The following is a 25894-nucleotide window of genomic DNA, read 5'->3' as shown; positions in this document are numbered from 1 at the left end:
CGAAGAGAGAGAAGCCATGACTGACACCGCAACCGCGCCGGTCGCGACCGAGTCGGCTCCCGGCGTCGGGCGAGTCGCCCGGGTCACGGGCCCCGTCGTCGACATCGAGTTCCCGCACGACGCCATCCCGGGCGTGTACAACGCGCTCCACACGACGATCACCATCGGCGACACGACGAGCGAGCTGACCCTCGAGGTCGCACAGCACCTCGGCGACGACCTGGTCCGTGCCATCGCCCTCAAGCCGACGGACGGCCTCGTCCGCGGCCAGGAGGTCACCGACACCGGTGCTCCGATCTCGGTGCCCGTCGGAGACGTCACCAAGGGCAAGGTCTTCAGCGTCACGGGCGAGATCCTCAACCTCGGGGGCAACGAGCAGGTGGAGATCACCGAGCGCTGGCCGATCCACCGCAAGCCCCCGGCCTTCGATCAGCTCGAGTCGAAGACGCAGCTCTTCGAGACCGGCATCAAGTCGATCGACCTCCTCACGCCGTACGTGCAGGGCGGCAAGATCGGCCTCTTCGGGGGTGCGGGCGTCGGCAAGACCGTCCTCATCCAGGAGATGATCCAGCGCGTCGCGCAAGATCACGGTGGTGTGTCGGTGTTCGCCGGCGTGGGCGAGCGCACCCGCGAGGGCAACGACCTCATCGCCGAGATGGACGAGGCCGGGGTGTTCGACAAGACCGCCCTCGTGTTCGGCCAGATGGACGAGCCGCCGGGGACGCGCCTCCGTGTCGCCCTGTCGGCGCTGACGATGGCGGAGTACTTCCGTGACGTGCAGAAGCAGGACGTCCTGCTCTTCATCGACAACATCTTCCGCTTCACGCAGGCCGGTTCCGAGGTCTCGACGCTGCTCGGCCGCATGCCGTCCGCGGTGGGCTACCAGCCGAACCTCGCCGACGAGATGGGCGTGCTCCAGGAGCGCATCACCTCGACGCGTGGTCACTCGATCACCTCGCTGCAGGCGATCTACGTGCCTGCCGACGACTACACCGACCCGGCCCCCGCCACGACGTTCGCGCACCTCGACGCCACGACGGAGCTGTCGCGTGAGATCGCCTCGCAGGGCCTCTACCCGGCGATCGACCCGCTGACCTCGACCAGCCGCATCCTCGACCCCCGGTACCTGGGCGAGGCGCACTACAACACGGCGATCCGCGTCAAGGCGATCCTTCAGAAGAACAAGGAACTGCAGGAGATCATCGCCATCCTCGGTGTCGACGAGCTCTCCGAGGAGGACAAGATCACGGTCGCTCGCGCGCGCCGGATCCAGCAGTTCCTCTCGCAGAACACCTACATGGCGAAGAAGTTCACCGGCGTCGAGGGCTCCACGGTCCCCCTCAAGGAGACCATCGAGTCCTTCACCGCGATCGCGGACGGCGAGTTCGACCACGTCGCCACGCAGGCCTTCTTCAACGTCGGGTCCATCTCCGACGTCGAAGAGAAGTGGGCTCAGATCCAGAAGGAGAACGGCTGATCGTGGCTGCTCTCACCGTGAGCGTCGTCTCGGCCGACCACGAGGTGTGGTCGGGCGAGGCGTCGTCCATCGTCGCCCGTACCGCTGAGGGTGAGATCGGGATCCTGCCGGGTCACGAGCCTCTCCTGGCGATCCTGGCCACGGGCAAGGTCCGCGTCCGCCTGACCGACGGCTCGACCGTCGAGGCGACGGCGGACGACGGGTTCCTCTCCGTCGAGAACGACACGGTCACGGTCGTCGCGCGCAACGCGCAGCTGGCCTGACCTTCGTTCCGACCCTGCCTGATCCACCGTGCTGTTCCTGCTGCCCCCGTCCGAGACCAAACTGGACGGGGGCAGCGGCATGTCCGGGCTCGACCTCGCGTCCCTGTCGTTCCCGCAGCTGAGCGAGGTCCGTCGTGACGTGACGGACCGCCTCCTGGCTCTCTCGTCCGATCGAGAAGCGATGATGTCCGGCCTGAAGCTCGGACCGCGTCTCGCCGACGAGGTCGAGCGCAACAGAAGGGTCGAGTCCTCGCCGACGATGCCGGCCCTGGCGCGGTACACCGGGGTCCTGTTCGATCCTGTCGGGGTCGACGAGCTGGACGAGACGGGCTGGCGGTGGGCTCACCAGCACGTGGCCGTCCACTCTGCGTTGTTCGGGCTGGTCCGGGCGGGGGACCCGATCCCGGCGTACCGGCTGTCCCACGACTCCCGTCTGCCTGTGGCGTCGCTCCGATCCACCTGGTCCGACTCGGTAGCGTCCGTCCTGGCCGACGTCGTCGAGTCAGGGGAGTTCGTCGTCGACCTCCGTTCCGAGGGCTATGTCGCGCTCGGGCCTGCTCCGTGCCCCGGGTCGGTCTTCGTCCGTGTCGTGTCCGACGCGTCCGGTCGACGTCGAGCCCTCAACCACTTCAACAAGAAGTCGAAGGGGCTGCTCGTCGGTCGCCTCCTCCAGGACCGCCCCGAGCTCGCCGGGCTGGACGACCTCCTCGCGTGGGCCCGGAGGGCCGGCATCGTCTTCGAGCCGTCGGCCGAGGGTGAGCTCGTCCTGGTGTCCGAGTCGCTGCTCGGGGACCCCGGTCAGACGACCGGCACGGGCCCGATCCGGTAGACGATGCCCTCGTGGCGCAGCAGCCACTGTTTGGTCGGCACGCCCCGGCCGACCGTGTAGCCGGTGACGCCGCCCGTCCGGCCGAGGACCCGGTGGCACGGGACGAGCAACGGCAGGGGGTTCGACGCGACGGCGCCGCCGACGGCCCGCCCGGCCTGCGGGCTCCCCACAGCACCGCCGAGGCGCCCGTAGGTCGTCGTCAGCCCCCACGGGACCGAGACGAGCGCCGACCAGACGGACAGCTGGAAGGCGGTGCCGATCGGCCTGACAGGGAGGTCGAACTGACGACGTCGGCCGTCGAAGTAGTCGTGCACCTGCCGTCGGGCGGCCTCGAGCAGGTCGTCCGAGTGCTCGACGAGCCCGTCGTGGGGCAGGCCTCGTCCGTCGTCGACGAGGACGCGTTCCACGGCGTCCCGTCGACTGTGGATCTCGATCCGACCGACGGGGGAGTGGAGCCGCACGAAGCGCACGTCGCCCGGGTCGTCGTGCAGCCCCGGCGCCAGCGGAGGGACGAGGGTGAGGTCGGGCATGGGGGCACGCTACGGAGGTGCTCCCGCGAGGTCGTGCTCGGCTGCGGCACTTGTGGAGAGGGTGAGGCCGGCGGATCCTGGGGAGGGACCTCGCCAGGAGGCGCGACGCGCGGAGGTGGGGAGCGATCGACCGGTAGCGTGGTCGCGAGGCGTGACGCGCCTCCTCGACCACCCCCTCGTGAGGACACCGTGACACGATCCGATCCACACGACGGCGAGGAACTCGACGACACCGTCCTCGTCGTCCGTGGGGCCGCGACGTCACCGGTCCCTGACGACGACACGGTCGTGCGTCCCCGCGCCAGGACCCACGACGAGCGCCGCAGCGCACCGCCCGTGCCCCCGGCCCCGCCCGCGCAGCCCGCCCGTCGGGTGCACGCGCTCCGCGTGGGCGGCGAGAGCCATCGGCTCGAGGGCCCCGTCGTCGTCGGTCGACGACCGGCTGCCCCGCGTGTCCCGACCGGTGCCCCGATGGTCCTCGTCGTCGTGCCCTCGCCGACCGGCGAGGTCTCGGGCAGCCACGTCCGCGTCGAGCAGGTGGGCGCGACCGTCGTCGTCACCGACCTGCGCTCGACGAACGGCACGGTCGTGACGATGCCCGGACGCCTTCCCGTGACTCTCCGGCAGGGCGAGTCGTCCGTGGCGCTGGCAGGGACCATAGTGGACGTCGGCGACGGCAACCTCCTCGAGATCCTCCCGCCTCCCCGACCCTCAGCCCACGAAGGACCTCGCCCGTGACAGAGCTCGGCCGCCCCACGACCGCCCACCCCCTCGCCGCCGACGCGCCCGGCCTGTCGATCGACTGGGCGGGCGTGACCGACGTCGGCCTCCGCCGCGCGCACAACGAGGACAGCTACGTCGCCGAGGCGCCGGTCTTCGTCGTCGCGGACGGCATGGGCGGGCACAGCGCCGGCGACGTCGCCAGCGACGCGGTGGTGCGGCGGATCGCCGAGGCGGCGGTCCGGGACAGCCTCAGCACGGACGAGCTCGAGGATGCGCTGCGGCGTGCGACGGCGGACATCGCCGTGGCCGCGGCCGAGACCGAGCTCGGGGTCGGCACGACCGCCACCGGCGTGTTCCTCTCCGGCGAGGACGGCGAGGCCGAGTTCACGGTCTTCAACGTGGGGGACTCGCGGGTGTACCTCGTCGCCGACGGCGCCCTGCAGCAGATCACCGTCGACCACTCCGTGGTCCAGGAGATGGTCGACGCGGGCCTCCTCCGTGCAGAGGACGCCGAGTCCCACCCCGACAGCAACGTGATCACGAGGGCCGTCGGCTTCGACGTCGACCAGCGTCCCGACTACTGGCGGATCCCCGCTCGCGCCGGCCTGCGCCTCCTCGTCTGCTCGGACGGGCTGACCAAGGAGCTGTCCGGCCCCGACATCGAGCGTGTGCTCGCCGAGCAGCCGGAGTCGCACGCCGCGGCGTCGGCGCTCGTCCGTGCGGCCGTCGAGGCCGGCGGCCGCGACAACGTCACGGCCGTCGTGGTCGACGTCCGGGGTACAGCGACCGAGCTGCCCGAGGCCTAGCCGCGGCCGTCGTCCACAGGCGTCGAGGCCTTCTTCCTCCCCCGAAGTGGGGGCCCGTCGGTCGTCCCCCGTCCGAGCCGGACGGGGCACGGCCCCCGAGGGCCCGACCTACAATGGCGAGGGCCGGCAGCGTGTCGGCGCGTCCTGCGCGGGCGCACGCCGGAGACAGCCGAGGAGGGTGACGTGGCACGACGACTGCCGTCCCCGCCGCCGGTGCTGCCCGGTTTCTCGCATGTCCACGTGCTCGGCTCCGGCGGCTTCGCCGACGTCTTCCTCTACGAGCAGAACATGCCGAGGCGTCAGGTCGCCGTCAAGGTCATGCTGACCGAGGTCGTGAACGACCAGGTCCGCCAGATGTTCCAGGCCGAGGCCAACCTCATGGCCCAGCTGAGCGCGCACCCCTCGATCCTCACCGTGTACCAGGCGAGCGTGTCGGCCGACGGCCGCCCGTACCTCGTCATGGAGCTCTGCTCGTCGTCGCTCAGCGAGCGCTACCGCCGCGACCGCATCCCGGTCGCGGACGTGCTGCGGATCGGCGTCAAGATCGGCAGCGCCGTCGAGACGGCTCACCGTCAGGGCGTGCTTCACCGCGACGTCAAGCCCTCGAACATCCTCATGACGGCCTACGGCCACCCCGTCCTGTCCGACTTCGGCATCGCCGCCTCGCTGAGCGAGAGCGAGCCGCAGGAGGCGGTGGGCATGTCGATCCCCTGGTCGGCGCCCGAGGTCCTCCTCGACGAGACGAACGGCACGATCGAGTCCGAGGTCTGGTCGCTGGGCGCGACCGTGTACTCGCTGCTCGCCGGCCGCAGCCCCTTCGAGATCCTCGGCAGCGACAAGAACGGCGCCTCCGACCTGATCGGGCGGATCGACAAGGCGAAGTTGGCGCCGACCGGCCGCACCGACGTCCCCGCGAGCCTCGAGCGCATCCTCGCCCGGGCGATGTCGAGGCGACCGGAGCAGCGGCAGGCGAGCGTCCTCGAGCTGCTGCGCGAGCTGCAGCAGGTCGAGTCCGAGCTCGGCGTGGGGCAGACCCCGATCGAGGTCGCGGTCGACGACTGGGCCCTCGCGACGGTGGCCGACCTCGAGGACAGGACGCGCCTGCGCGGTGCCGCCCCGGTGCAGTCGACCCGACGTCGTCGCCGACGCCGTCGCGTGACGGAGGCGCAGGCGGCGGCCGTCCACGGCTCGGGACTCGGGCACAGCAGGGCGGTGCCGCGCAGCACGGGGACCCGACCAGCGCCCCGCAGCCGTCGTGCCCTCGTGCTCGTCTGGTCGCTCGTCGCCGCGGCCGTCGTCGCCATCGGCCTGGGCGCGACGGCCACGCTCGTCCTCGTGCGGGCCACGTCGACCGAGATCCCGCGCGTCTCCGAGATCTCGGCCACGACCGAGGGCTCGTCCGTCGTCTTCACCTGGAGCGACCCGGGCCTCCGCTCGGGCGACGCCTACATCATCTCCACGGGCTCGGACACGAGCCAGCAGACGTCCAACCGCTTCGTGGCCAGCGCCTCCGACACGGGCGAGCAGCTCTGCATCACGGTGAGCGTCAACCGGGCTGGCCAGAGCGGCGAGCCGAGCGGCGAGCAGTGTGCCGTGGCCGGGGGCGGCGAGTGACGCGCCTCGGCGCCTGGGCCCGGTCACGTCGGTCCGCCGTGGCGACCGGCGTGAGCGTGGTCGCCGTCACGGCGCTCGTCGTCACCGTGGCCGTGGCCAGCACGGGCTACGAGGCCCAGCGCCTCGATCTCGACGACGGCACCGTCTGGGTCGCGAACGGCTCGCGCACGGCGCTGGGCCGGGCGAACACCGATGTCGCCGAGCTGAACGCGGCCGTCAGGAGCACCGGAGGCGACCTGTCCGTCGCGCAGTCGTCCGACGCCGTCCTCATGGTCGACCGGAGCAGCGCGACCGTCGGCATCGTCGACCCGGCGACCTCCACCATCGGCGAGAGCGTGCCCCTGCCGCCCGACTCGCCCGACGTCCTCCTGTCCGGCGACCGGGCCGTGGTCGTGTCGGGCGGCACGGGCGAGCTGTGGAGCCTGCCCGTCTCCGACCTGGCGACGTTCAGCGCGGAGGACGACGCCGACCTCAGCCTCGGCGAGGACGCCGTCACGAGCGTCGCCCCGGACGGCACGGTCACCGTCTTCTCGGCCGCCAGCGGCGACGTGTCGCGCGTGGGCCCCGGCGACGCCTTCGACGTCGACTCGACCCGGTCGACGTCCCTGACGGGCCCCGGCGAGCACCAGGTCACGAGCGTGGGCACGCACTGGGCCGTGCTCGACGTCGAGGCCGGGCGTCTCGTCGTGGACGGCGACGAGGTCGACCTCTCGAGCTCCGCCGCGGGCGGGCTCGCGCTCCAGCAGGCCTCCGACGAGGGCGACGGCATCCTGGTGGCGACGAGCACGTCGCTCCTGCGGGTCCCGTTCGACGGGGGCGAGCCGAGCGAGGTCGTCACCGACCAGACGGGGCTGCCCGCACGGCCGGCTGTCGTCGGGACGTGCACGTACGCGGCCTGGTCGGGCGGCACCGCCTGGAGCGACTGCTCGCGGGCTCGGGGCGGCGTGATGCAGCTCGACGGCGTGCCGGGGGCGGCCGCACTGGTCTTCGACGTCAACGGTCGTCGGACCGTGCTCAGCGACCCCGTCGGGGGCAGCAGCTGGGCCGTGCAGAGCCGCGGCCAGCTGATCGACAACTGGGACGAGCTCCTCGACCGCGACGACGAGCAGCAAGAAGAAGAGAACGACACCACCGACGAGCCGCCTGAGCTCGATCCCGACCAGAAGCCCCCGGTGGCGATCGACGACGACCTCGGCGCGCGCCCGGGTCGGGCCAGCACCCTCTCCGTCCTGCTGAACGACTACGACCCCAACGGCGACCCCCTCGTCGTCGACCAGGTGTCCGACCTCGACCCGGCGACGGGCCGCCTCGACGTCGTGAACGACCGCCAGCAGGTGCTGCTCACCCTCACGGACGAGGCGACCGGGTCGTTCAGCTTCGACTACACCATCAGCGACGGGCGCGGGGGGACCGCGACGGCGACCGTGACCGTCACCGTGCGAGCGCCCGGCGAGAACAGCCCCCCGGCACAGGTGCGGCGGACCTCGGCCGATGTGTCGTCGTCGGGGCGCGTGACGACCTCCGTGCTCGGCGACTGGGTCGATCCCGACGGCGACGCGTTCTACCTGACCAGTGCCGCCGGCGGCGAGGGCGTCTCGTACAAGCCGTCGGGCGACGTCGTCTACCAGGACGCGGGCGCCGGCGCCACGACGCTCGACGTCGGGCTCGTCGTCTCGGACGGCCAGGTCGAGGGCCGAGGGAGCATGACGATCCGCGTCGCGGGGTCGTCGCCGCTCACCGCCGACTCCTTCTCGGTGCAGGCCTACGCGGGCCAGCAGATCACGGTGCGTCCCCTCCCGTACGCGAGCGGGGGCTCCGGCTCCATCCGGCTCAACAGCGTGCCGGCGAAGAACGGGTCGACCGTCACGCCGAGCTACGAGGCAGGCACGTTCCGGTTCGTCAGCGACGAGGTCCGCACCCACAACCTGGAGTACGCCGTCACCGACGGCGACCAGACCGCGACCGGCACCATCAGGGTCGACGTCCAGTCGCCGCCCGATCCGTCGAGCCCGCCCGTCACGACGCCGAAGACGGTCTTCGTCGAGACCCTCAGCAGCCAGACCCTCGACGTGGTGGCGACGGACCACGACCCTGCCGGCAACGTGCTGATGGTGACGTCCACCTCCGAGGTCCCGCTGTCGTCCGGCGTCCGCGTCGAGACGCTCGACCAGCGGTACCTGCGCCTGACCCTGGCCGCGCCCCTCGACGAGGGACCGGTCACCTTCACCTACACGGTCACCAACGGCCTGGCCTCGGCCGAGGGCACGGTCACCGTCATCGAGACGCCGCGGCGTTCGCAGACGCAGCCGCCCGTCGCGACCGACGACCAGGTCACCGTGCGCGTCGGCGACGCCATCGACATCGACGTGCTGGCCAACGACGAACAGCCCGACGGCGACGAGATCACGCTGGTGCCCGACCTCGTCCAGGACGTCCCGACGGACGGCGGGCTGCTCTTCGCGTCCGGCTCGATCCTGCGGTACCTCGCCCCGACGACGCCCGGGAACGTGACCGCCGTCTACGCGGTGGAGGGACGCGACGGTCAACGCGACACCGCGCAGGTCACCATCGCGGTGCGCGAGGCCGACGTGGCGACGAACAACCCGCCCGTGCCCCAGACCGTGACGGCCCGGGTCGTCGCGGGCGAGTCCGTCCGCGTGACCGTGCCCCTCGACGGCGTCGACCCCGACGGGGACAGCGTCTCGCTGCTCGGCGTCGGCACGAACCCGGAGAAGGGCAGCGTGACGAGCGTCGGGACGGACTCGATCGAGTACCAGGCCAACGGCACGAGCGCGGGCACCGACACCTTCACCTACACCGTCGTCGACGGCCTGGGCGCGCGCGCCAGCGGCAAGGTACGGATCGGCATCTCGGCACGGGCCGACGGCTCGCGCAACCCGATCGCCGTGGCCGACGACGTGACCATGCGGCCCGGCGGCACGATCACCGTGCGCGTGCTCGACAACGACTCGGACCCCGACGGCGGGGCGCTGTCCGTCACCGGCGTCGAGGCCAACGACGCGGACACGACCGCGGAGGTCGTCGACGGGACGATGATCGCCGTGCGGCCGCCCGCGGCCGAGGGGCAGTACGGACTCGTCTACACCGTCGAGAACGAGCAGGGCGGCTCGAGCTCGAGCTTCGTGACGGTGAACGTCGACGCCGACGCGCCGCTGAACCACCCCGTCGTCGACGACACGGTGCTCGACCTCAGCGACATCGCGGGGCGGCAGTCGGTCGACGTCAACGTCCTGACCAACGTCTTCTTCGCCGACGGCCCGGTCTCCTCGCTCGGGCTCGACCTCGAGCCCGGCTACGACACGACCTCGCAGATCACGCCGGACCGCCGCGTGCGGGTCACGATCACCGACTCCAGCCAGATCATCCCGTTCTCGGTGTCGCACCCCGACGACCCTGCCGTCCGCACCTACGCGTTCGTCCGGGTCCCGGGCTTCGACGACGCGCTGCCGCAGCTCGACAAGACCGCACGTCCCCTCACCGTCGTCAGCGGCGACCGGCTGACGATCGACCTCACCCGGTACGTCATCGCCGCCGGCGGCAAGAGCATCCGCCTGACCGGGGACGACTCGGTCATGGCGACGCACGCCGACGGCTCCGACCTCGTCGTCGGCCCGACCACCCTGGCCTACACGTCGGAGGAGCTCTACTTCGGCACCGCGTCAGTCTCGTTCGAGGTGACCGACGGCTCGTCCGCGGACGACCCCTCGGGCCGCACGGCGACGTTGGTCCTGCCCATCACGGTGACCCCGCGGGAGAACCAGCCGCCGACCTTCACCGGCACCTCCGTCGACCTCGAGCCGGGGCAGTCGCGGACCCTCGACCTGCAGCGCCTCACCTCGTACCCGTACCCGGACGACCTCTCGGAGCTCCGCTGGAGCGCCGACGCCCAGGCGGTGCCCGGCTTCGCGGTCAGCGTCTCCGGTCGGGACATCACGATCACGGCCGACTCGGGGACGCCCAAGGGCACCACACGCGCGCTGCCCGTGTCGGTGGCGGACGCCGTCACGACGGGTCAGGCCGGGGCGATCCGCCTGGCCGTCGTCGGTTCGAGCAGGCCCCTGGCGCAGCCCGCGGCCGACACGCAGGCGGTGCGCCGTGGCACCTCGGCCTCGATCGACGTGCTCGCGAACGACCAGGCGACCAACCCGTTCCCGGGCCAGCCGCTGCGCGTCGTCGACATCCGAGGGCTCGGCGGAGGCGGGCTGCCGGCAGGCGTCAGCGTCACGCCGAGCGCCGACAACCGCACCCTCGCCGTCACCGTCGGGCAGGGCGCCCAGCCCGGCGACACCAACCTCCAGTACCGCGTGGCCGACGTCACGGACGACCCCGACCGGTACGTGTGGGGCAACGTGACCATCTCCGTGCAGGACATCCCGGACGCTCCGGCGGCTCCCGTCCGCACCGGCACCTTCACGGGCGGCCAGCTGACCCTGAGCTACGCCGCACCCCAGGCGAACAACTCGCCCCTGACGCGCTTCCGCCTGACGGGCACGGGCAGCGCGGGCGGTTCGTACTCGAAGGACTGCGGACTCACCACGGTCTGCACGCTGACCGACCTCGACCCCGAGCAGACGTTCCGCTTCACGGTCGTCGCCACGAACGGCCTCGGCGACTCGGCTCCCAGCGCGGCCAGCCCCTCGTACAGCGCCGACTTCGTCCCGGCCGCGCCGACCGGAGTCACGGTGACGCCGTCGTCCACGACGCCGAACGAGCTCGTCGTCCGGTGGAACCCCGTGCCCAAGCCAGAGCGGGGAACCCCCGTGCTGGGTGCCGGCGGCTACGTGGTCGAGGTCACCGGTCCGGCGGACGCCCCTGTGGCGATCACCTCGTCGACCACGACAGCCTCATTCGCAGGCACACCGGGCGCTGTGTACGACGTGCGCGTCTACGCGAAGAACCGGGCACAGGTCTCGAGCGAGGCGGACTGGGCACGGAGCGGAGTCGCGAGGGGAACGGCCGTGGGGACGCCTGGATCTTTCGCTGTCACGGCGACGTCGACGGCCAACGACGCGACCGTTCGCTGGACTGCGCCCGTCGCGGCCGGGGGCGCAACGATGACCTTCTCCGTCTACCGCCAGAGCGGCAGTGCAGCCCCTGCACAAGGGTGCACCGCGTCGGGGCAGCGCATCGTCGAGAACACCTCGGCGACGGTCGTCGACGACTCGCCGCCAGAGGGGTCCTATACCTACACGGTCGTCGCCTCGAACGGGTTGTTCTGCTCCTCGGCGATCGCTGCCACCGAGAGCGTCACGCCCCCGGGCAAAGCCACCGGCACCGTCCGAGTCGTCTCGACCGGCGATTCCGGACTCTTCAAGCTGGCCGTCGATCAGGTCAACGCCTCGGGTGCGGTCGACAAGTACCAGTACCGAGTCGCGGGTGGCGCATGGGCAGACGTCCCCACGGGCGGGGATCGGACGATCGCCAACGACGCCGCGAACGGCTCGATCGTCACCGTGGCTTTCCGAGGATGTCGTTCCGGCGCGACGCGTGTCGAGTGCGGCCCGGCCTCGGATGCGGTTTCGGCCGTCCCGCTGACGACGCGGGCACCCAGCGCGATCTGCAACGTCGGTCAGCCACTCGACGTGGTCGATCCCCGGAACGCGTCAGAGGCGGTCCTCACGTCGATGTCGGTCCAGTTCCGACTCGTCACCCTCGACGTCGGGGGCATCCCCTTGGCCAGGGAGTGGGCGTCGGCAGGGCCGGATGATGATGTTCCGTACACCCGGACGTCCGTCGTCCCGTCGAACGCCGACGCTGTCCGCGTGGTCAGCAGGGTAGACGCGAACGGGGCGACCTACGACGATCCCAAGTACCTGGAGACCGCGTGTTCTGCAGGATGATGGCCACTCACACCACCACGAGAGAGACGAACACCGCATGAGCATGACCCCCGAGCAGGCGACCTGGTTCTCCGAGATCTTCGGTCGCCTCGTCGCGAACGTCGACCAGGTCCTCCTGGGCAAGACGTTCGTCGTGCGACTGTCGTTCACGGCGCTGCTCAGCGAGGGGCACCTCCTGCTCGAGGACTTCCCCGGCACGGGCAAGACGTCGCTCGCCCGCGCCATCGCCCAGAGCGTGCAGGGCACGAGCAACCGCGTCCAGTTCACGCCCGACCTGCTGCCCGGCGACATCACCGGCGTGAGCATCTACGACCAGAAGGCGGGGGAGTTCGAGTTCCACCGAGGGCCGATCTTCTCGAACATCGTCCTCGCCGACGAGATCAACCGGGCCAGCCCGAAGACCCAGTCGGCCCTGCTCGAGGTCATGGAGGAGAGCCGGGTCACGGTCGACGGCGTCAGCCACGACGTCGGCAGCCCCTTCATGGTGATCGCCACCCAGAACCCCGTCGAGCAGGCCGGCACGTACCGGCTGCCCGAGGCCCAGCTCGACCGGTTCATCATGAAGACGTCGATCGGGTACCCCGACCACGCGGCGACCGTCCGGATCCTCGAGGGCTCCGCGACACGGGTCCACGAGGGCAGCCTCAGCCCCATCGTCCAGGCCGGCGTCGTCACCGAGATGGCGCAGCTCGCCCGGACCGTGCACGTCGAGTCGACCATCAGCGACTACGTCGCCCGCCTCGTCGAGGCGACGCGGACCGCCGAGGAGGTGCGGCTCGGCGTCAGCGTGCGAGGCGCCCTCGCCCTCGTCCGCACCGCCAAGACCTACGCCGCCTCCCAGGGGCGCCACTACGTCGTGCCGGACGACGTCAAGGCCCTCGCCGAGCCCGTGCTCGCCCACCGGCTGGTGCTCGACCCCGAGGCGGAGTTCGACGGCGTGACGCCGTCGAGCATCGTCAGCCAGCTGCTGATCGAGACGCCGCCGCCCTCCGAGCGGATCGCCGTGTGAGCGACGCCGGACCAGGCAGCACCGACAGCCGCGCACGTCGGGACCGCGACGCGTCCCGCAGCCGGACGCACACCCGCGGCGGCCGCACCCAGTCGCGGACGGGCTTCGACGGCGGGTTCGCGACGGGGACCCAGGGGCTGACGAACGCGCGCACCCGCATCGTGGGCGACCGCTCCGGGCCCGTGGCCGACGCGCTCGTCCTCGCCGTGCGCCTCCTCCGCTCTGCCAGGGCGTGGCTGACCCGGGCGTTCCGGGCGGTCTCGAGCGTCGTGACGCCCGTCGGCTGGGCCGTGCTCGTCGTGGTGCCCGTCGGCTTCGTCGTCGGCTACCTGCTCGGCTGGCTCGAGCTCGTCGTGGTCGCCTGGGCCGCGCTCGTCGTGCTCGTCGTCGCCGGCCTGAGCCTGATCGGCCGCAACGCGTTCCGCGTGGCGCTCGACATCCCGCACGAGCGCGTCACGGTCGGGGAGCCCGCCTGGGGCAGCGTCGTCGTCGAGAACCCGACCCGCCGCCGCATCCTCGGCGTCTCGGTCGAGATCCCAGTGGGGGCCGGTCTCGCCGAGATCAGCCTGCCCGGCCTCCGTGGGGGCGACAGCGTCACCGAGACCTTCTCGGTCCCCACCCAGCGGCGCGGCGTCATCCGGGTCGGTCCCGTCCGCACCGTCCGCGGCGACGCCGTCGGGCTGGTGCGGCGCGAGCTCGACTGGACGGGGGTCACGGAGATGTTCGTCCACCCCCGCACCATCGGCATCCCGAGCACGAGCACGGGCCTCATCCGCGACCTCGAGGGCAACCCGACCCGCGACCTCTCGCCGAGCGACATCTCGTTCCACGCGCTCCGCGAGTACCAGCCGGGCGACGAGCGGCGCAACATCCACTGGAAGTCGACGGCGAAGACCGGCACCTACATGGTCCGACAGTTCGAGGAGAGCCGGCGGAGCCACATCGTCATCGCGCTCAGCCTGGCCACCGCCGACTTCGCCTCGGACGACGAGTTCGAGCTGGCCGTGAGCGTCGCGGGCTCGCTGGGGGCGCGGGCCGTGCGCGACGCCCGCGAGGTGAGCGTCGTCGTCAGCGAGCGCACGCCCGAGTTCGCCAAGCGCAAGACCCTCGAGATCCGGTCGCTGAGCACGCTGACCCGCACGCGCCTCCTCGACGACCTCGCGGTGGTGGAGCACGCGGAGTCGGCCCTCGGCATCGTCGACGTCGCCCGTGTGGCCGGCGACCGCGTCGCAGGCGTCTCCGTCGCGTTCCTCGTCGTCGGCAGCACCGCCACCCTGACCCAGCTGCGCTCGGCCGGCCTGCACTTCCCGGTCGGCGTCGAGGCGGTCGCCATCGTCTGCGATCCCGAGGCCGTGCCCGGGATGACGCGGATCAGCGACCTGACCGTCCTCACCATCGGCTACCTCGAGGACCTGCAGAAGTCGCTCGCCCGGGCGGCCGCCACATGACCGGCGTCCAGGCTCCCGCCGCGTCCCGGCCGGGCGATCTCCGGACGCGCGTCCGCCGACCCCGGCTGCGCGCCTCCTTCGTCCTGCTCGCGAGCGGGCTGCACGTCGTGGCCCTCTTGGCGGCCGCGGCGGTCTTCTGGCCCGTCTACCAGAGCGCCGAGTTCGTCGTGCTGGCGCTGGTCACGGTGGCGGTGGGCAGCGTGGTCGCTGTCGCGGGGGCGGTGCTGCGGCTCTCGAGCTTCGGGGTGCTGGTGCTCACCGTCGCGGCGTACCTGCTGCTCGGCGTGCCGCTCGCCGTCCCGTCGCAGGCCCTGTGGGGCGTGGTGCCGACGCTCGGCGGCCTGGGCCAGCTCGTCACGGGCACCGCTCTCGCCTGGAAGCAGCTCGTCACGATCACCCTGCCGGTCGGCAGCTACGAGTCCCTGCTCGTGCCCGTGTTCGTCCTCCTGCTGCTGGCGTCCGTCGTGGGGCTGACGACGGCCCTGCGGTCGCGCCGGGCCGAGCTCGCGGCCCTCGGCCCCGTCGTCGTCTGGCTGGCCGGCATCGTCCTCGGCCCCGCACAGGCCTTCTTGCCGGTGGTCTCAGGGCTCACGGTGCTCGTCGTCTCGGTGGCGTGGGTGGTCTGGTGGCGCCTCCGTCGTCGCCGGCTCGCCGTCGAGGCCCTCGGGGGAGGCTCGGCGGGCGCACGGGCGCACGGACACGGCTCCGTCGCCGGGAGGGCCGTCGCCGGGACGGTGGTCACCCTCGTCGTCGCCGGAGCCGCCGCCGCGGGCGCCGTGGCCGTCGTCCCTCCCGCCGCGGAGCGCACCGTCGCGCGGACCGTCGTCGTCCAGCCCTTCGACCCCCGCGACGTGGTCAGCCCGCTGACGAGGTTCCGCGTCTACGAGCAGGACCCGACGGTCGACGAGACGCTCTTCGAGGTCGAGGGGCTCGCGACCGGCCAGCTGCTTCGCCTCGCGACGCTCGACACGTACGACGGCGTCGCGTACACCGTCGGCAGCGACGAGGTGACGAGCGAGTCCGGCTCCTTCGACCGGGTCCCCTCGGTGTTCGACCAGTCGGGGGTGTCCGGGCGACAGACCACCCTCGCCGTCACCGTCGACGGGTACAGCGGGGTCTGGCTGCCGACGGTCGGCAAGTTCGAGTCGATCGACTTCGGCGGCGCGACGGCGACCGACCGGCGCGACGCCTTCTTCTACAACGACACGAGCGGCACCGCCGCCGTCGTCGGCGGGCTCGAGGAGGGCGACCGCTACCGGCTGGAGGCGGTGCTGCCCGACCAGCCCGCCGAGGGCGAGCTGGAGGGCCTCACGCCCGGCTCGGCCCGGGTCCCCTCGCCCCGTGCCGTCCCCGACGAGCTGACCGACGCCGTGCAGGAGGCGGCGGAGGGCGTGCAGGGACCGGGCGCCCGCCTGCAGGCCGTGCTCGACCTGCTCGCCGAGGACGGCTACATCAGCCACGGTGTCGGAGCCGACGAGCCGATCAGCCTGTCGGGCCACGGCTCGGCGCGCATCGCCCAGCTCTTCACGGACCCGGTCATGGTCGGCGACGCCGAGCAGTACGCGACGGCCGCGGCCCTGATGGCCGACGAGCTCGGTTTCCCCTCGCGAGTGGTCATGGGCTTCGTCCCGGACGCCGACGAGCTCGCCGACGCGACCGGCCCGGTGCCGGTGCGCGGGGGAGACGTCACCGCGTGGATCGAGGTGGACACGGCCCAGGCGGGCTGGGTCGCGCTCGATCCCGTCCCGGCCGAGCGCCCCATCCCCGAGGACGTCGTGCAGGACCCGAGCGAGGTCTCGCGCCCCGAGTCGGTCGTCCAGCCGCCGCCGCAGGAGCCTCAGGTGCGCGACGACCAGACGCCGCCGCAGTCCGAGCAGGAGGACCCCGACACGGCGCCCGCCTGGCTGGCGGTGCTGCTCGTCGTCGTCCGGGTGATCGGTTGGACGGCGCTCGTCGCCGGGGTGGTCGCGGCGCCGTTCCTGGCCGTGGTGGCGGTCAAGCTGCGCCGTCGCCGTGCCCGACGTCGTGCTCCCGACGCCGCTTCGCGGATCACGGGCGGGTGGCGCGAGTTCGAGGACGCCGTCGTCGACCACGGCATCGAGACGCCGCGGTCGGGGACGCGGAGCGAGGTCGCCCAGGCGGTCGGCGGGGCCCGGCCGGCCGTGCTGGCCCGCGTCGCGGACCGGGCCGTCTTCGCCCCGACGCCGCCGCCGGCCGAGGACGCCGACCGCGTCTGGGCGGCCGTGGCCGAGATGCGCCGGGCGCTCGACGCCGACCTGACGCGGTGGCAGCGCGCCAAGGCCGCGGTCTCGCTCCGCTCGCTCCGTGGATACCATGGCGGGACACGTCCCGAGCGTTAGAGGTCCCGATGCACTGCCCCACCTGCGACAGCCCGCTGCCCGTCGGCGCCATGTTCTGCGGAGTGTGCGGCCGCGCCGTCACGAGCGCCGACGTCGCTGCGGCGGCCGCACGTCGCGACGAGGGCGCGGAAGCCGGCTCAGGCGCGGGCGCGCAGGCCGAGCCGCCGGCGTGGCAGCTGCGCCAGCCGCCGCGGCCCACGACGTCGGGCGACGCGCCCTGGTGGGTCCGAGACCGTCGCGTCGAGCAGGAGCCGGTCGACCAGGCACCCGTCGGGGCCGCACGCGACGAGGCTGCCCCCGACCGTGATCGTGGGGACGAGCGCGCAGGGGGCGAGCGTCGCGCGGCCGAGGCCGGAGCCGAGGAGGCGCCTCCCGCGTGGATCGTCCCTGCCCGGTCGGTCGAGATCACGGGCGCTGACGCGACCCTCGTCGACCGCGAGGCGGAGGCCCGCGCGCGACAGGACGATCCGTCGTCCGCCGAGCCCTCGGCCGAGTCGCCGTCGGAGGTCGCGGAGCCGGCGGCACCGGCACCGGCACCGGCACCGGCTCCTCGGCCTGCGGAGCCCGTGGCGCCGGCGCCCGCGCCCGCACCTCTGCGTGCGCCCACTCCGCACGCCGACAACGGCCCGCGACCGACGTCGGCCCCCCTGTGGACCGCGTCGTTCTCGCGGCTGCCCTCCGAGGACGACGTCCCGGCCCCGGCCCCGGCCCCGCGCGACGAGACGCCCTCGGCGGCCGGCCCGGCGGACGACGCCGTCGCGGCCGAGGCATCCGGCCAGGAGGCCGGGCAGTCGTCCGGCGTCCGGCACGACGCCGCCCGTCCCGAGGGCGGCGGAGTCGTCGGCTCCTCGGCCGCGGCCGACGGGGACGACTCGGGTGACGGACACGACAGCTCCGCCCCGGGAACGACCGAGACCCAGACGGCGCCGGACGAGACGCCGGGACCGGCCGACCCCGCGGGGCCCGTCCCCGGAGCCGACGACGGCGAGGACGCCGCCGAGCCCGAGCTCTCGTCCGAGGTGGCACCCCACCCCGGTCCCGACGCATCCGAGCCCGGGCAGTCGTCCGAGCCAGGGCGGCCGTCTGCGGCCGACCCCGTGGCCCCGGTGCCCCTCCGTGAACCGGCTCCCGCTCTCGACGGCGTGGCCGGCGACACGGCTCCGGTGACACCGCTGCCTCGGGCCGTCCCCGGCGCTTCCCCGGCGGTCGCGCCGGTGCCGGACGGCGACCCTGTCCCGCTGGTCGAGCCCGGTCAGCAGAAGGTCGTCGAGCACTGCACGCACTGCGGCGCCCTGCTCGACGAGGACGACATCTTCTGCCCCGAGTGCGGGGCCGTCGTGCAGTCGGTTGCGCTGTCCTTCACCGGACCGGTCGCCCCGCTGCCGCCCGAGTGGCGTCCGAGCGCTGCGGCAGCGTCACCGGCACCGGCACCCGCACCCGATCCCGAGAGCGTCGTCGACGCGGGCGGCGCGGCCAGTCCGGTCGTCGACGAGCACCGTGCCGAGCTGCGGCCCGAGCGACAGGCCGACCGGCCGACCGCTCCGAGGTCCGAGCCGCCGGTCCAGCCGGGGGTGGTCCCCGGCCGCTGGGCGGGGGCGACCGCAGGAGACGGCGGGACAGGTCTCCCTGACCTGCCTCCCATGCCGACGTCGGCGCCGGCGTCGGCCCTGTCGGGTCTCCTCGCCGGTGACGCCCGCTCCCGATTGGTCACGGACGACGACGTCGACGAGACCCGTCTCGTGAGGAGGGGCCCCGTCGGCACGGAGTACCTCTTCCAGTTCAGCACGGGCGAGAGCGTCACCGTCGACGGTTCGGGCCTGCTCGGACGGGCACCGACACCGCAGCCGGGGGAGCGGTTCGACCACCTCGTCCGCATCGCCGACCCGGGCAAGTCCGTCTCGAAGACCCACCTCGAGTTCGGGCAGGAGCTCGGGGCCCTCTGGGTGAGCGACCGGTGGTCGGGCAACGGCACCGTCGTGCGGCCCCACGAGCAGCCCGCGCGACGTGTCGAGCCGGGAACGCGCGTGCGCGTGGCCCGCGGCACGAGGGTCGAGATCGGCGAGCAGTTCTTCATCGTGAGCTGATCACGTGAGCTGATCCCTCCCCAGGCCGCTCTCCGAGCCGAGGTCCGACCTCGGGTCGGGGACAGCCGCTACGGTGCCGGGTCGTCGTGGTGGGCTGACCTCGTGACCGTCCCCGACACCGCGACCACCTCCTCCTCGCCCGGCGTGGTCGTGGTGCCCTCTCCGTCGCCCGAGCCGTCGCGTCGGGTCCTCTCCGTCGCCGCCGCCCTGGTCGCCGGCCTGACGGTCGGGGGTGCGGGAGCGGCCCGTGGCGACCTCGACCTCCTCGCCGTCCTCCTGGCCGGGGCGTCGGTGGCCTCGGCGCAGGGCCTCGCGGGCCTCGTCGGACGGCAGGCGGCCCGCGCCGCCCGAGACCGGTGGTTCGCGGCCCTCGACGAGACCGAGGCGATCTGCGACGCCCGGCTCGACTCACGTCGTCGCTCCCTGCAGCACGTCTGGCCGACCTCGGCCGACCTCGTGGAACGGCTCCGTCGAGGTGAGGTCCCACCGGTCGTGGGCGTGCGCTCCCTCGTGGTGCTCGGCAGCGGCCGGGTCGACAGCGGGATCGTCCTCGTGGGCGACACCGGCACCGCCGTCGTGCGTCACGCCCGCACCGAGGTGCTCCGACGGCGCGTCGACGAGCTGTCCGACGGTCCGCTCTGCGTCGACGCCGCCGGCGGGGTGCACGTGCGGGGCCCGGAGCTGCTGGCACGGTCCCTCGCGGGCGGCTACCGCGCCCAGCTGCGGCACCGGGGCTCTCACGACGGCCTCGTGACCTGGCAGCCGACGGTGGCCGACGAACACGATGGGGGAGAGAGCCGAGCTGCCGAGGCCGAGGCAGGGCAGGGCGGAGGAGGCGGTGGCTCCGGCCCGTCCGCCGCCTGCGTCGTCGAGATCTCGCGCCACGGTGCGGTGGTCGTCGTCCGACGCGACGGCACGGCCTGCTCGGTGCCGGTCGCTCCGGCGTGGACGTCGGTGCTCGACGCCCCCGACGCCCCCGAGGCCCCCGAGGCCCCCGACGCCCCCGACGGACGTCGCCGTCAGCGGGTCAGGCCCGAGCGGCCGTGAGCGCCCCGCTGAGTCGGAGCGAGCCGACGGGGACGCCCCCGCCGAGCACCTTCTCGAGGGTCGCGGCGGTGACGCGGTCGGCGGCAGCCTGCTCCACGACGCCCTGCTCCACGAGGAGGTGCAGGGCGACGAGGGTGCCGGCGCGGACGTTCCCGTCGAGCACCTTGACCGCGACCCCGACGCCGCCGGTGGTCCCCATCACCATGACGCCCTCGGCCCCGAGCTTGGCGAACACGCCGAGCTCGTCGATCGTGACCGTGTTGTCCCGTCCCGGGCCGTCGATGGCCCACGCGTCGGCGAGCACCGAGCGGACGAGGTGCGCCGCGTCGGGGTCTCGGTCGTCTCGGACGTCGCCCGCCGACCCGGCCACCCGGCCGACGGCCCGGGCGAGGCCGGTGACCGTCGTGGCGAACACGGGAGCGCCGCAGCCGTCGGTCCCGGCGTGGTCGACGACCTCGCCGGTGAACTCGGCGACGGTCTCTCGCACTGCCGCCTGGAGGGGGTGGTCGATCGCGGTGTAGGTGGCCGCGTCCCAGCCCTGCCGGTCGCAGGCGAGGAGGAAGGCGGCGTGCTTGCCCGAGCAGTTCATCGCCGCGCGACGGGGCTCGTCGAGCAGGCGGGCGCTGCGGCGGTCGCCGGGCCAGTCGGCGGGGCAGAGCAGGTCGTGCTCGTCGTGGTCGCCGCGGGTGAGCATCGCCTCGACGACCTCGAGGTGGGCGGGGGTGCCCGCGTGGCTGGCGGTCGAGAGCACCGCCTGCGGCCCCTGGAGGTCGACGCCGGCGCGCAGCACGGTGAGAGCCTGCAGCGGCTTGAGGCAGGAGCGGGGGTAGATCGAGGCCCCGACGTCGCCGACCGAGCGGAGCACGGCCCCGTCCGGCCCGACGACGACCGCGGCGCCGAGGTGGCGGCTCTCCTCGAGGCCCGAACGGACGAGGACGGCGAGCTCGACGCTCCCGTCGGCGGTGAGGGGACGGCGCGGGTCGCCGGCGGAAGCGCTCAGGTGGGTCATGATGGGGAGTGTATCGACGCCCCGCCGAGGAGGATCCCGTGCTCGACCACCACTACGCCGTCGACCTCGCCTGGACGGGAGACCGGGGAGCCGGCACGACGTCGTACCGCAGCTACGGTCGCGACGCCACCGTCTCCGCCGCCAGCAAGCTCCACGACATCCAGGGGTCTGCCGACCGCACGTTCCACGGCGACGCCGATCGCTGGAACCCGGAGGAGCTGCTCCTCGCCGCCCTGGCCGAGTGCCACCTCCTCAGCTACCTGCACGTCGCCGCGTCCGCGGGCGTGGTCGTGGTCGCCTACCGGGACTCGGCCGAGGGCTCCATGACGCAGACCGCCGACGGGGGAGGCCGCTTCACCTCGGCCACCCTGCGACCCGTCGTCACCGTGGCGGACGCGTCGATGGTCGAGCTCGCGGGCACGCTGCACGCCGAGGCCGCCCGCAAGTGCTTCATCGCCGCGTCGGTCGCGTTCCCCGTCGGTCACGAGCCCACGACCCTGGTGGCCGCCGCCTCCTGATCCGGGTCGACGTGCCTCGGCTGTTCAGCGGGCCCTGCGGCAGCGTGGGGCAGAATGACCTGACCCGGCGCCTCGCGACCCGGGCGGCTCCGTGCCGTCCCGGCTCCGCGCCGTCCCCGCCCCTCGATCGAGAGACTCCCATGCGCCGCTCCCTCTCCCTGCTCGCCGTCCCCGTCCTCGTGCTGGGCCTCGCCTCCTGTGCCTCCGAGGCCAGCACCGGCGACACCGCGACCTCCGCCCCGTCCTCGTCGTCGAGCGCTCCCTCCGACGTGCCCACCCGTGCCAGCGGCGAGGCGCAGGAGCCGCAGGCCGGCTTCCCGACGGTCGAGCTCGACTCCGACGGCCGCCCGACCGTCACCCTGCCGGGCACGGAGGCGCCGACCGAGCTCCAGGTCGAGACGCTGATCAAGGGCGACGGCCCCGTCGTCGAGGACGGCGCCCAGGTCACCGTCCAGTACCAGGGCTCGCTCTGGAAGGACGGCACGGTCTTCGACGAGAGCTGGAAGCGCGGCGAGCCGACCACGTTCGGCACCGGCCAGGTCATCCCCGGCTTCGCAGCGGGCATCGTCGGCCAGACCGTCGGCTCGCAGACCGTCGTCGTCATCCCGCCGGCCGAGGGCTACGGCGAGGCGGGCGCTCCGCAGGCCGGCATCGCGGGCGACGACACGCTCGTCTTCGTGATCGACATCCTGGCCGCGAACTGACCGTGACCGTCATCGGTCGCCGCGCGCGCCTCCTCGGCCTGGTCGGGGTGCCGCTCCTCGCGGTCGCCCTGGTCGGCTGCACGGACGACGCGGCGCCCGAGCCGTCGGCCACCACGCCCGGCGCGAGCCCTGCCGCGACCGCCTGCCTCGGCGGCGGCGCCGAGGCGGACTCGGTCGAGGTGTCGGGCGAGGTGGGGCAGAAGCCGACCATCGCGCTCTCCGGCCCCCTGGGCGCGGCGACGAGCCAGCGGGCCGTGGTCTCGCAGGGCACCGGGCCGGAGACGAAGTCGGGCGACGTCGTGCAGGTGGCCGTGACGGTCTTCGACGCCACGACCGGCGCCGAGCTGAGCTCGGCCGGCTACGAGCGCGGCAGCGGCGAGCAGCTCACCATCAGCGCCGACTACTACGTGCCCGGGCTGGAGGCCGCGCTGCTCTGCAACCAGGCCGGCTCGCGATCGGTGACGGTCGCCAGCGCGGCAGACATGCAGCCGGCCCAGACGGGCACCGCGCCGCCGAACGCGGCGGCCGTGATCGTGGTCGACACGTTCTCGATCGTGCCGACGCGCGCGACCGGCGTCGACCAGCCCGCTCAGCCGGGCTTCCCCGAGGTGAGCCTCGCCGACGACGGCCGTCCGACCGTGACGATCCCCGACTCCGACCCGCCGGCCGAGCTGCAGGTCGAGGTGCTCAAGAAGGGCGACGGCGAGGTCGTCCCCGACCCCGCGAACGTGACGGTCCAGTACCAGGGCGTCAACTGGCGCGACGGGAAGGTCTTCGACGAGAGCTGGGGCGAGGGCACCCCGACCCCGTTCTCGACCGCGCAGGTCGTCCCGGGCTTCGCCGCGGCGATGATCGGCCAGACCGTCGGCTCGCAGGTGCTCGTAGTCGTCCCGCCCGCCGAGGGCTACGGCGACGGCGGACAGCCGAGCGCGGGCATCGAGGGCGGCGACACGCTCGTCTTCGTCATCGACGTCCTCGCCGTGGCCTGAGCGGCACCTCCGCACCGGGCCGGGCGCGCCCCTAGGCTGACCGCATGCGTCGCGTCATCCTCCTCGGCTCCACCGGCTCCATCGGCGTGCAGGCGCTCGACGTGGTCGCCGCCCACCCCGACCTGTTCACTGTCGTCGGGCTGTCGGCCGGCTCGAACGCCGCCCTGCTGGCCGAGCAGGCAGCCCGCTTCGGCGTCGAGCACACCGCGCTCGGCACCGACGAGTCGGTGGCGCTCGTCCGCGACGTCGAGGCCGACGTCGTCGTCAACGGCATCACGGGCAGCGTGGGCCTCGCGCCGACGCTCGCCGTGCTCGACTCCGGCGCCACGCTGGCTCTGGCCAACAAGGAGAGCCTGATCGTCGGCGGCGACCTCGTGCGCGAGCGCGCGGCACCGGGGCAGATCGTGCCGGTCGACTCCGAGCACTCCGCCATCGCGCAGGCGCTCCGCTCCGGCGACCGCGGCGAGGTCCGTCGCCTCGTGCTCACCGCCTCCGGCGGGCCCTTCCGCGGCCGGACGCGCGCCTCCCTCGCCGACGTCACCCCCGCCGAGGCCCTCGCGCACCCCACGTGGGACATGGGCCGCGTCGTCACGACGAACTCGTCGACGCTCGTCAACAAGGGGCTCGAGGTGATCGAGGCGCACCTGCTCTTCGACGTCGACTACGACCACATCGACGTGACGGTCCACCCGCAGTCGATCGTGCACTCGATGGTCGAGTTCGTCGACGGCTCCACGATCGCCCAGGCGTCGCCGCCCGACATGCGACTACCGATCTCGCTCGGGATGGCCTGGCCCGACCGCGTGCCGGGCGTGGGCGTGCCCCTCGACTGGACCACCGCCTCCACCTGGACCTTCGAGCCGCTCGACGACGAGGCGTTCCCGTCCGTGCTGCTGGCGAAGCAGGTCGGCCGGGCGGGCGCCACCTGGCCCGCCGTGTTCAACGCGGCGAACGAGCAGGCCGTCCACGCGTTCCACGACGGCAGGGTCGGCTACCTGGGCATCCTCGACACCGTGCGCGAGGTCGTCGACCGGCACACAGCGGGGCCGAGCACCCTCGAAGGCGTGCTCGAGGCCGAGCGCTGGGCCCGCGAGGCTGCCGACGCGCTGCTCGCCCGCCGCTAGCGGCCACCGTCCCGCCGTCCCGCCGTCAGTGCGTCGGGCACACGGCCGGGCCGAGGAGGCGCGGGCCCCGACCCCTCACAGCGTCGCCATGGCCGGTGCGGGGCCGGCTCCCCGTCTCGGACGGCTACCCTTGCCCGGTGGAAACCGTCCTGCTCTACCTGCTCGGCATCGTCGTGATCGTCATCGGGCTCGCCGTCTCGATCGCGCTGCACGAGATCGGGCACCTCGTGCCGGCCAAGAAGTTCGGCGTCAAGGTCGGGCAGTACATGATCGGGTTCGGGCCGACGGTCTTCTCCCGCCGCCGGGGCGAGACCGAGTACGGCGTCAAGGCGCTGCCGCTCGGCGGCTACATCTCGATGTCGGGCATGTACCCGCCGGCACGCGAGGGCCAGAGGGGCCGGACGGCGAGCACGGGCTTCTTCCAGACCCTCGTCCAGGACGCGCGCACCGCCAGCGCCGACACGATCGACCAGGGCGACGAGCACCGCACCTTCTACCGGCTGCCCGTCTACAAGCGGATCATCATCATGCTCGGCGGGCCGACGATGAACCTGCTCATCGCGGTCGTGCTCTTCACGATCCTGCTCTGCGGCTTCGGCACGGCGCAGTCGAGCACCACCGTCGGCCTCGTCAACCAGTGCGTGCTGCCCGCCGGCTCGACCGAGACCGAGTGCCCGGCCGACGCCACGGCGGCGCCCGCCTTCGCGGCCGGCATGGAGAACGGCGACCGCATCGTGTCGATCGACGGCGTGGCGATGACGGACGGCGACCAGGTGACGAGCGCGTTCCGCGCGGCTCCCGACCAGACCCTCAGCGTCGTGGTCGAGCGAGACGGGAGCGAGCAGACGCTCGAGGTCACCCCGGCGCTCTCCGCACGTCAGGTGATCGACTCGGCGGGGGTGCCCGTCGTGGGCGACGACGGCGCCCCGGTCACCCAGGAGGTCGGCTTCGTCGGCATCGGCTTCGCGACGGTGACGGTGCAGCAGCCGGTCACGGCCGTGCTGCCGACCGTCGGCACGAACATCGGGCACGTCGCGAACGTCATCGTGCACCTGCCGCAGCGCATGGTCGCCGTCGCCCAGGCCGCGTTCGGCGGGGGAGAGCGCGACGCGAACGGCCCTGTGAGCGTCGTCGGGGTCGGCCGGATGGCGGGCGAGGTGGTCAGCCTCGACACCGTGCCGTTCATCGACCGGGCCGCGTTCCTCGTGAGCCTGCTCGCGAGCCTCAACGTCGCCCTGTTCGTCTTCAACCTCGTGCCGCTGATGCCCCTCGACGGCGGCCACGTCGCGGGCGCGCTGATCGAGGCGATCCGTCGTGGCTTCGCCAAGCTCTTCCGCCGTCCCGACCCAGGGCCCGTCGACACGGCGAAGGTCATCCCGCTCACGTTCGCGGTCGTGACCGTCCTCGGCGGCATGGGGCTGCTGCTCGCCTACGCCGACATCGTGAACCCGATCTCGCTGATCCGCTGACCCGCTCGGCAGCCGGCCCGCGGACGTCCT

General features: G+C 73.2%; 19 protein-coding genes. 17 read left to right on the top strand and 2 right to left on the bottom strand.

Translation table 11 applies throughout. The annotated features are described in order from the left end of the window. Window positions 1–16 precede the first annotated feature (16 nt). From atpD to EDF18_RS03110, 3 genes are read left to right on the top strand one after another with little or no spacing between them, the layout of a single operon-like run. Window positions 17–1477 (top strand): F0F1 ATP synthase subunit beta, encoded by a 1461-nt coding sequence (gene atpD, locus EDF18_RS03120; protein ID WP_123546310.1) that lies wholly within the window; start codon window positions 17–19, stop codon window positions 1475–1477. Between the two features lie 2 nt (window positions 1478–1479). Further along, complete coding sequence (locus EDF18_RS03115; RefSeq protein WP_123546308.1) at window positions 1480–1740, top strand: F0F1 ATP synthase subunit epsilon; 261 nt, start codon at window positions 1480–1482, stop codon at window positions 1738–1740. A 28-nt stretch (window positions 1741–1768) separates the two neighbouring features. After that, window positions 1769–2569 carry a YaaA family protein gene (locus EDF18_RS03110; protein WP_123546306.1) on the top strand — a complete coding sequence of 267 codons (801 nt, stop codon included), beginning with the start codon at window positions 1769–1771 and terminating at the stop codon, window positions 2567–2569. Here EDF18_RS03110 and EDF18_RS03105 read toward each other — a convergent pair. Beyond that, the gene (locus tag EDF18_RS03105) at window positions 2539–3099 is read right to left on the bottom strand and encodes a methylated-DNA--[protein]-cysteine S-methyltransferase (protein ID WP_233568958.1); all 561 of its coding nucleotides are present in this window, start codon (window positions 3097–3099) and stop codon (window positions 2539–2541) included. The two genes, EDF18_RS03110 and EDF18_RS03105, sit on opposite strands and share 31 nt — an antisense overlap. Window positions 3100–3288: 189 nt before the next feature. On the opposite strand from EDF18_RS03105, the gene EDF18_RS03100 reads away from it, so the two are divergent. The 9 genes from EDF18_RS03100 to EDF18_RS03060 all read left to right on the top strand — a co-directional run bounded on the left by EDF18_RS03100 (window position 3289) and on the right by EDF18_RS03060 (window position 20051). Beyond that, window positions 3289–3837, top strand: coding sequence for an FHA domain-containing protein (locus EDF18_RS03100; protein WP_123546304.1), 549 nt, complete (start codon window positions 3289–3291; stop codon window positions 3835–3837). Further along, the gene (locus tag EDF18_RS03095; RefSeq protein ID WP_123546302.1) at window positions 3834–4628 is read left to right on the top strand and encodes a PP2C family serine/threonine-protein phosphatase; all 795 of its coding nucleotides are present in this window, start codon (window positions 3834–3836) and stop codon (window positions 4626–4628) included. The genes EDF18_RS03100 and EDF18_RS03095 overlap by 4 nt, the downstream gene beginning before the upstream one ends. A 183-nt stretch (window positions 4629–4811) precedes the next feature. Further along, window positions 4812–6242: a serine/threonine-protein kinase gene (locus EDF18_RS03090; RefSeq protein ID WP_123546300.1), complete on the top strand. Its 1431-nt coding sequence runs from the start codon at window positions 4812–4814 to the stop codon at window positions 6240–6242. Between the two features lie 50 nt (window positions 6243–6292). Further along, entirely contained in the window at window positions 6293–12103 is a 5811-nt protein-coding gene (locus tag EDF18_RS03085) for an Ig-like domain-containing protein (protein WP_148050031.1), read from the top strand. A gap of 37 nt (window positions 12104–12140) precedes the next feature. Next, on the top strand, window positions 12141–13112 hold the full coding sequence (locus EDF18_RS03080) for a MoxR family ATPase (RefSeq protein ID WP_123546296.1): 972 nt from the start codon (window positions 12141–12143) through the stop codon (window positions 13110–13112). After that, window positions 13109–14560, top strand: a complete 1452-nt coding sequence (locus EDF18_RS03075) for a DUF58 domain-containing protein (protein WP_233568957.1) — start codon at window positions 13109–13111, stop codon at window positions 14558–14560. The genes EDF18_RS03080 and EDF18_RS03075 overlap by 4 nt, the downstream gene beginning before the upstream one ends. Further along, window positions 14557–16920, top strand: coding sequence for a transglutaminase domain-containing protein (locus EDF18_RS03070; RefSeq protein WP_123546294.1), 2364 nt, complete (start codon window positions 14557–14559; stop codon window positions 16918–16920). The genes EDF18_RS03075 and EDF18_RS03070 overlap by 4 nt, the downstream gene beginning before the upstream one ends. An 8-nt stretch (window positions 16921–16928) precedes the next feature. Next, window positions 16929–19004 carry a zinc-ribbon domain-containing protein gene (locus EDF18_RS03065; protein ID WP_123546292.1) on the top strand — a complete coding sequence of 692 codons (2076 nt, stop codon included), beginning with the start codon at window positions 16929–16931 and terminating at the stop codon, window positions 19002–19004. Window positions 19005–19106: 102 nt separating this feature from the next. Further along, complete coding sequence (locus tag EDF18_RS03060; RefSeq protein WP_123546290.1) at window positions 19107–20051, top strand: hypothetical protein; 945 nt, start codon at window positions 19107–19109, stop codon at window positions 20049–20051. Here the strand turns inward: EDF18_RS03060 and EDF18_RS03055 are convergent. Continuing rightward, complete coding sequence (locus tag EDF18_RS03055) at window positions 20032–21060, bottom strand: asparaginase (RefSeq protein ID WP_123546288.1); 1029 nt, start codon at window positions 21058–21060, stop codon at window positions 20032–20034. The two genes, EDF18_RS03060 and EDF18_RS03055, sit on opposite strands and share 20 nt — an antisense overlap. Before the next feature lie 38 nt (window positions 21061–21098). Between EDF18_RS03055 and EDF18_RS03050 the strand changes: the two genes are divergently transcribed. From EDF18_RS03050 to EDF18_RS03030, 5 genes are all read left to right on the top strand, one after another. Further along, window positions 21099–21578, top strand: coding sequence for an OsmC family protein (locus EDF18_RS03050; protein ID WP_123546286.1), 480 nt, complete (start codon window positions 21099–21101; stop codon window positions 21576–21578). A 140-nt stretch (window positions 21579–21718) separates the two neighbouring features. After that, entirely contained in the window at window positions 21719–22282 is a 564-nt protein-coding gene (locus tag EDF18_RS03045) for an FKBP-type peptidyl-prolyl cis-trans isomerase (protein WP_123546284.1), read from the top strand. Between the two features lie 2 nt (window positions 22283–22284). Beyond that, window positions 22285–23271: an FKBP-type peptidyl-prolyl cis-trans isomerase gene (locus EDF18_RS03040; RefSeq protein ID WP_123546282.1), complete on the top strand. Its 987-nt coding sequence runs from the start codon at window positions 22285–22287 to the stop codon at window positions 23269–23271. A gap of 44 nt (window positions 23272–23315) precedes the next feature. Further along, window positions 23316–24395 carry a 1-deoxy-D-xylulose-5-phosphate reductoisomerase gene (dxr, locus tag EDF18_RS03035; protein ID WP_123546280.1) on the top strand — a complete coding sequence of 360 codons (1080 nt, stop codon included), beginning with the start codon at window positions 23316–23318 and terminating at the stop codon, window positions 24393–24395. Between the two features lie 137 nt (window positions 24396–24532). After that, window positions 24533–25864 carry an RIP metalloprotease gene (locus EDF18_RS03030; RefSeq protein ID WP_123546278.1) on the top strand — a complete coding sequence of 444 codons (1332 nt, stop codon included), beginning with the start codon at window positions 24533–24535 and terminating at the stop codon, window positions 25862–25864. Window positions 25865–25894 lie beyond the last annotated feature (30 nt).

This window comes from Frigoribacterium sp. PhB107 (genome assembly GCF_003751515.1).
Taxonomy (GTDB): Bacteria; Actinomycetota; Actinomycetes; order Actinomycetales; family Microbacteriaceae; genus Frigoribacterium.
Note: the sequence above shows the minus strand (reverse complement) of the source record. Positions and strands in the feature narration are given on the sequence as shown.

Bases quoted from the DNA above. Each gene is read 5' to 3' on its own strand.
- EDF18_RS03080 (WP_123546296.1), top strand. From the start codon at position 12,141: ATGAGCATGACCCCCGAGCAGGCGACCTGGTTCTCCGAGATCTTCGGT.
- EDF18_RS03065 (WP_123546292.1), top strand. From the start codon at position 16,929: ATGCACTGCCCCACCTGCGACAGCCCGCTGCCCGTCGGCGCCATGTTC.
- EDF18_RS03055 (WP_123546288.1), bottom strand. From the start codon at position 21,060: ATGACCCACCTGAGCGCTTCCGCCGGCGACCCGCGCCGTCCCCTCACC.
- EDF18_RS03070 (WP_123546294.1), top strand. From the start codon at position 14,557: ATGACCGGCGTCCAGGCTCCCGCCGCGTCCCGGCCGGGCGATCTCCGG.
- atpD (WP_123546310.1), top strand. From the start codon at position 17: ATGACTGACACCGCAACCGCGCCGGTCGCGACCGAGTCGGCTCCCGGC.
- EDF18_RS03045 (WP_123546284.1), top strand. From the start codon at position 21,719: ATGCGCCGCTCCCTCTCCCTGCTCGCCGTCCCCGTCCTCGTGCTGGGC.
- EDF18_RS03105 (WP_233568958.1), bottom strand. From the start codon at position 3,099: ATGCCCGACCTCACCCTCGTCCCTCCGCTGGCGCCGGGGCTGCACGAC.
- dxr (WP_123546280.1), top strand. From the start codon at position 23,316: ATGCGTCGCGTCATCCTCCTCGGCTCCACCGGCTCCATCGGCGTGCAG.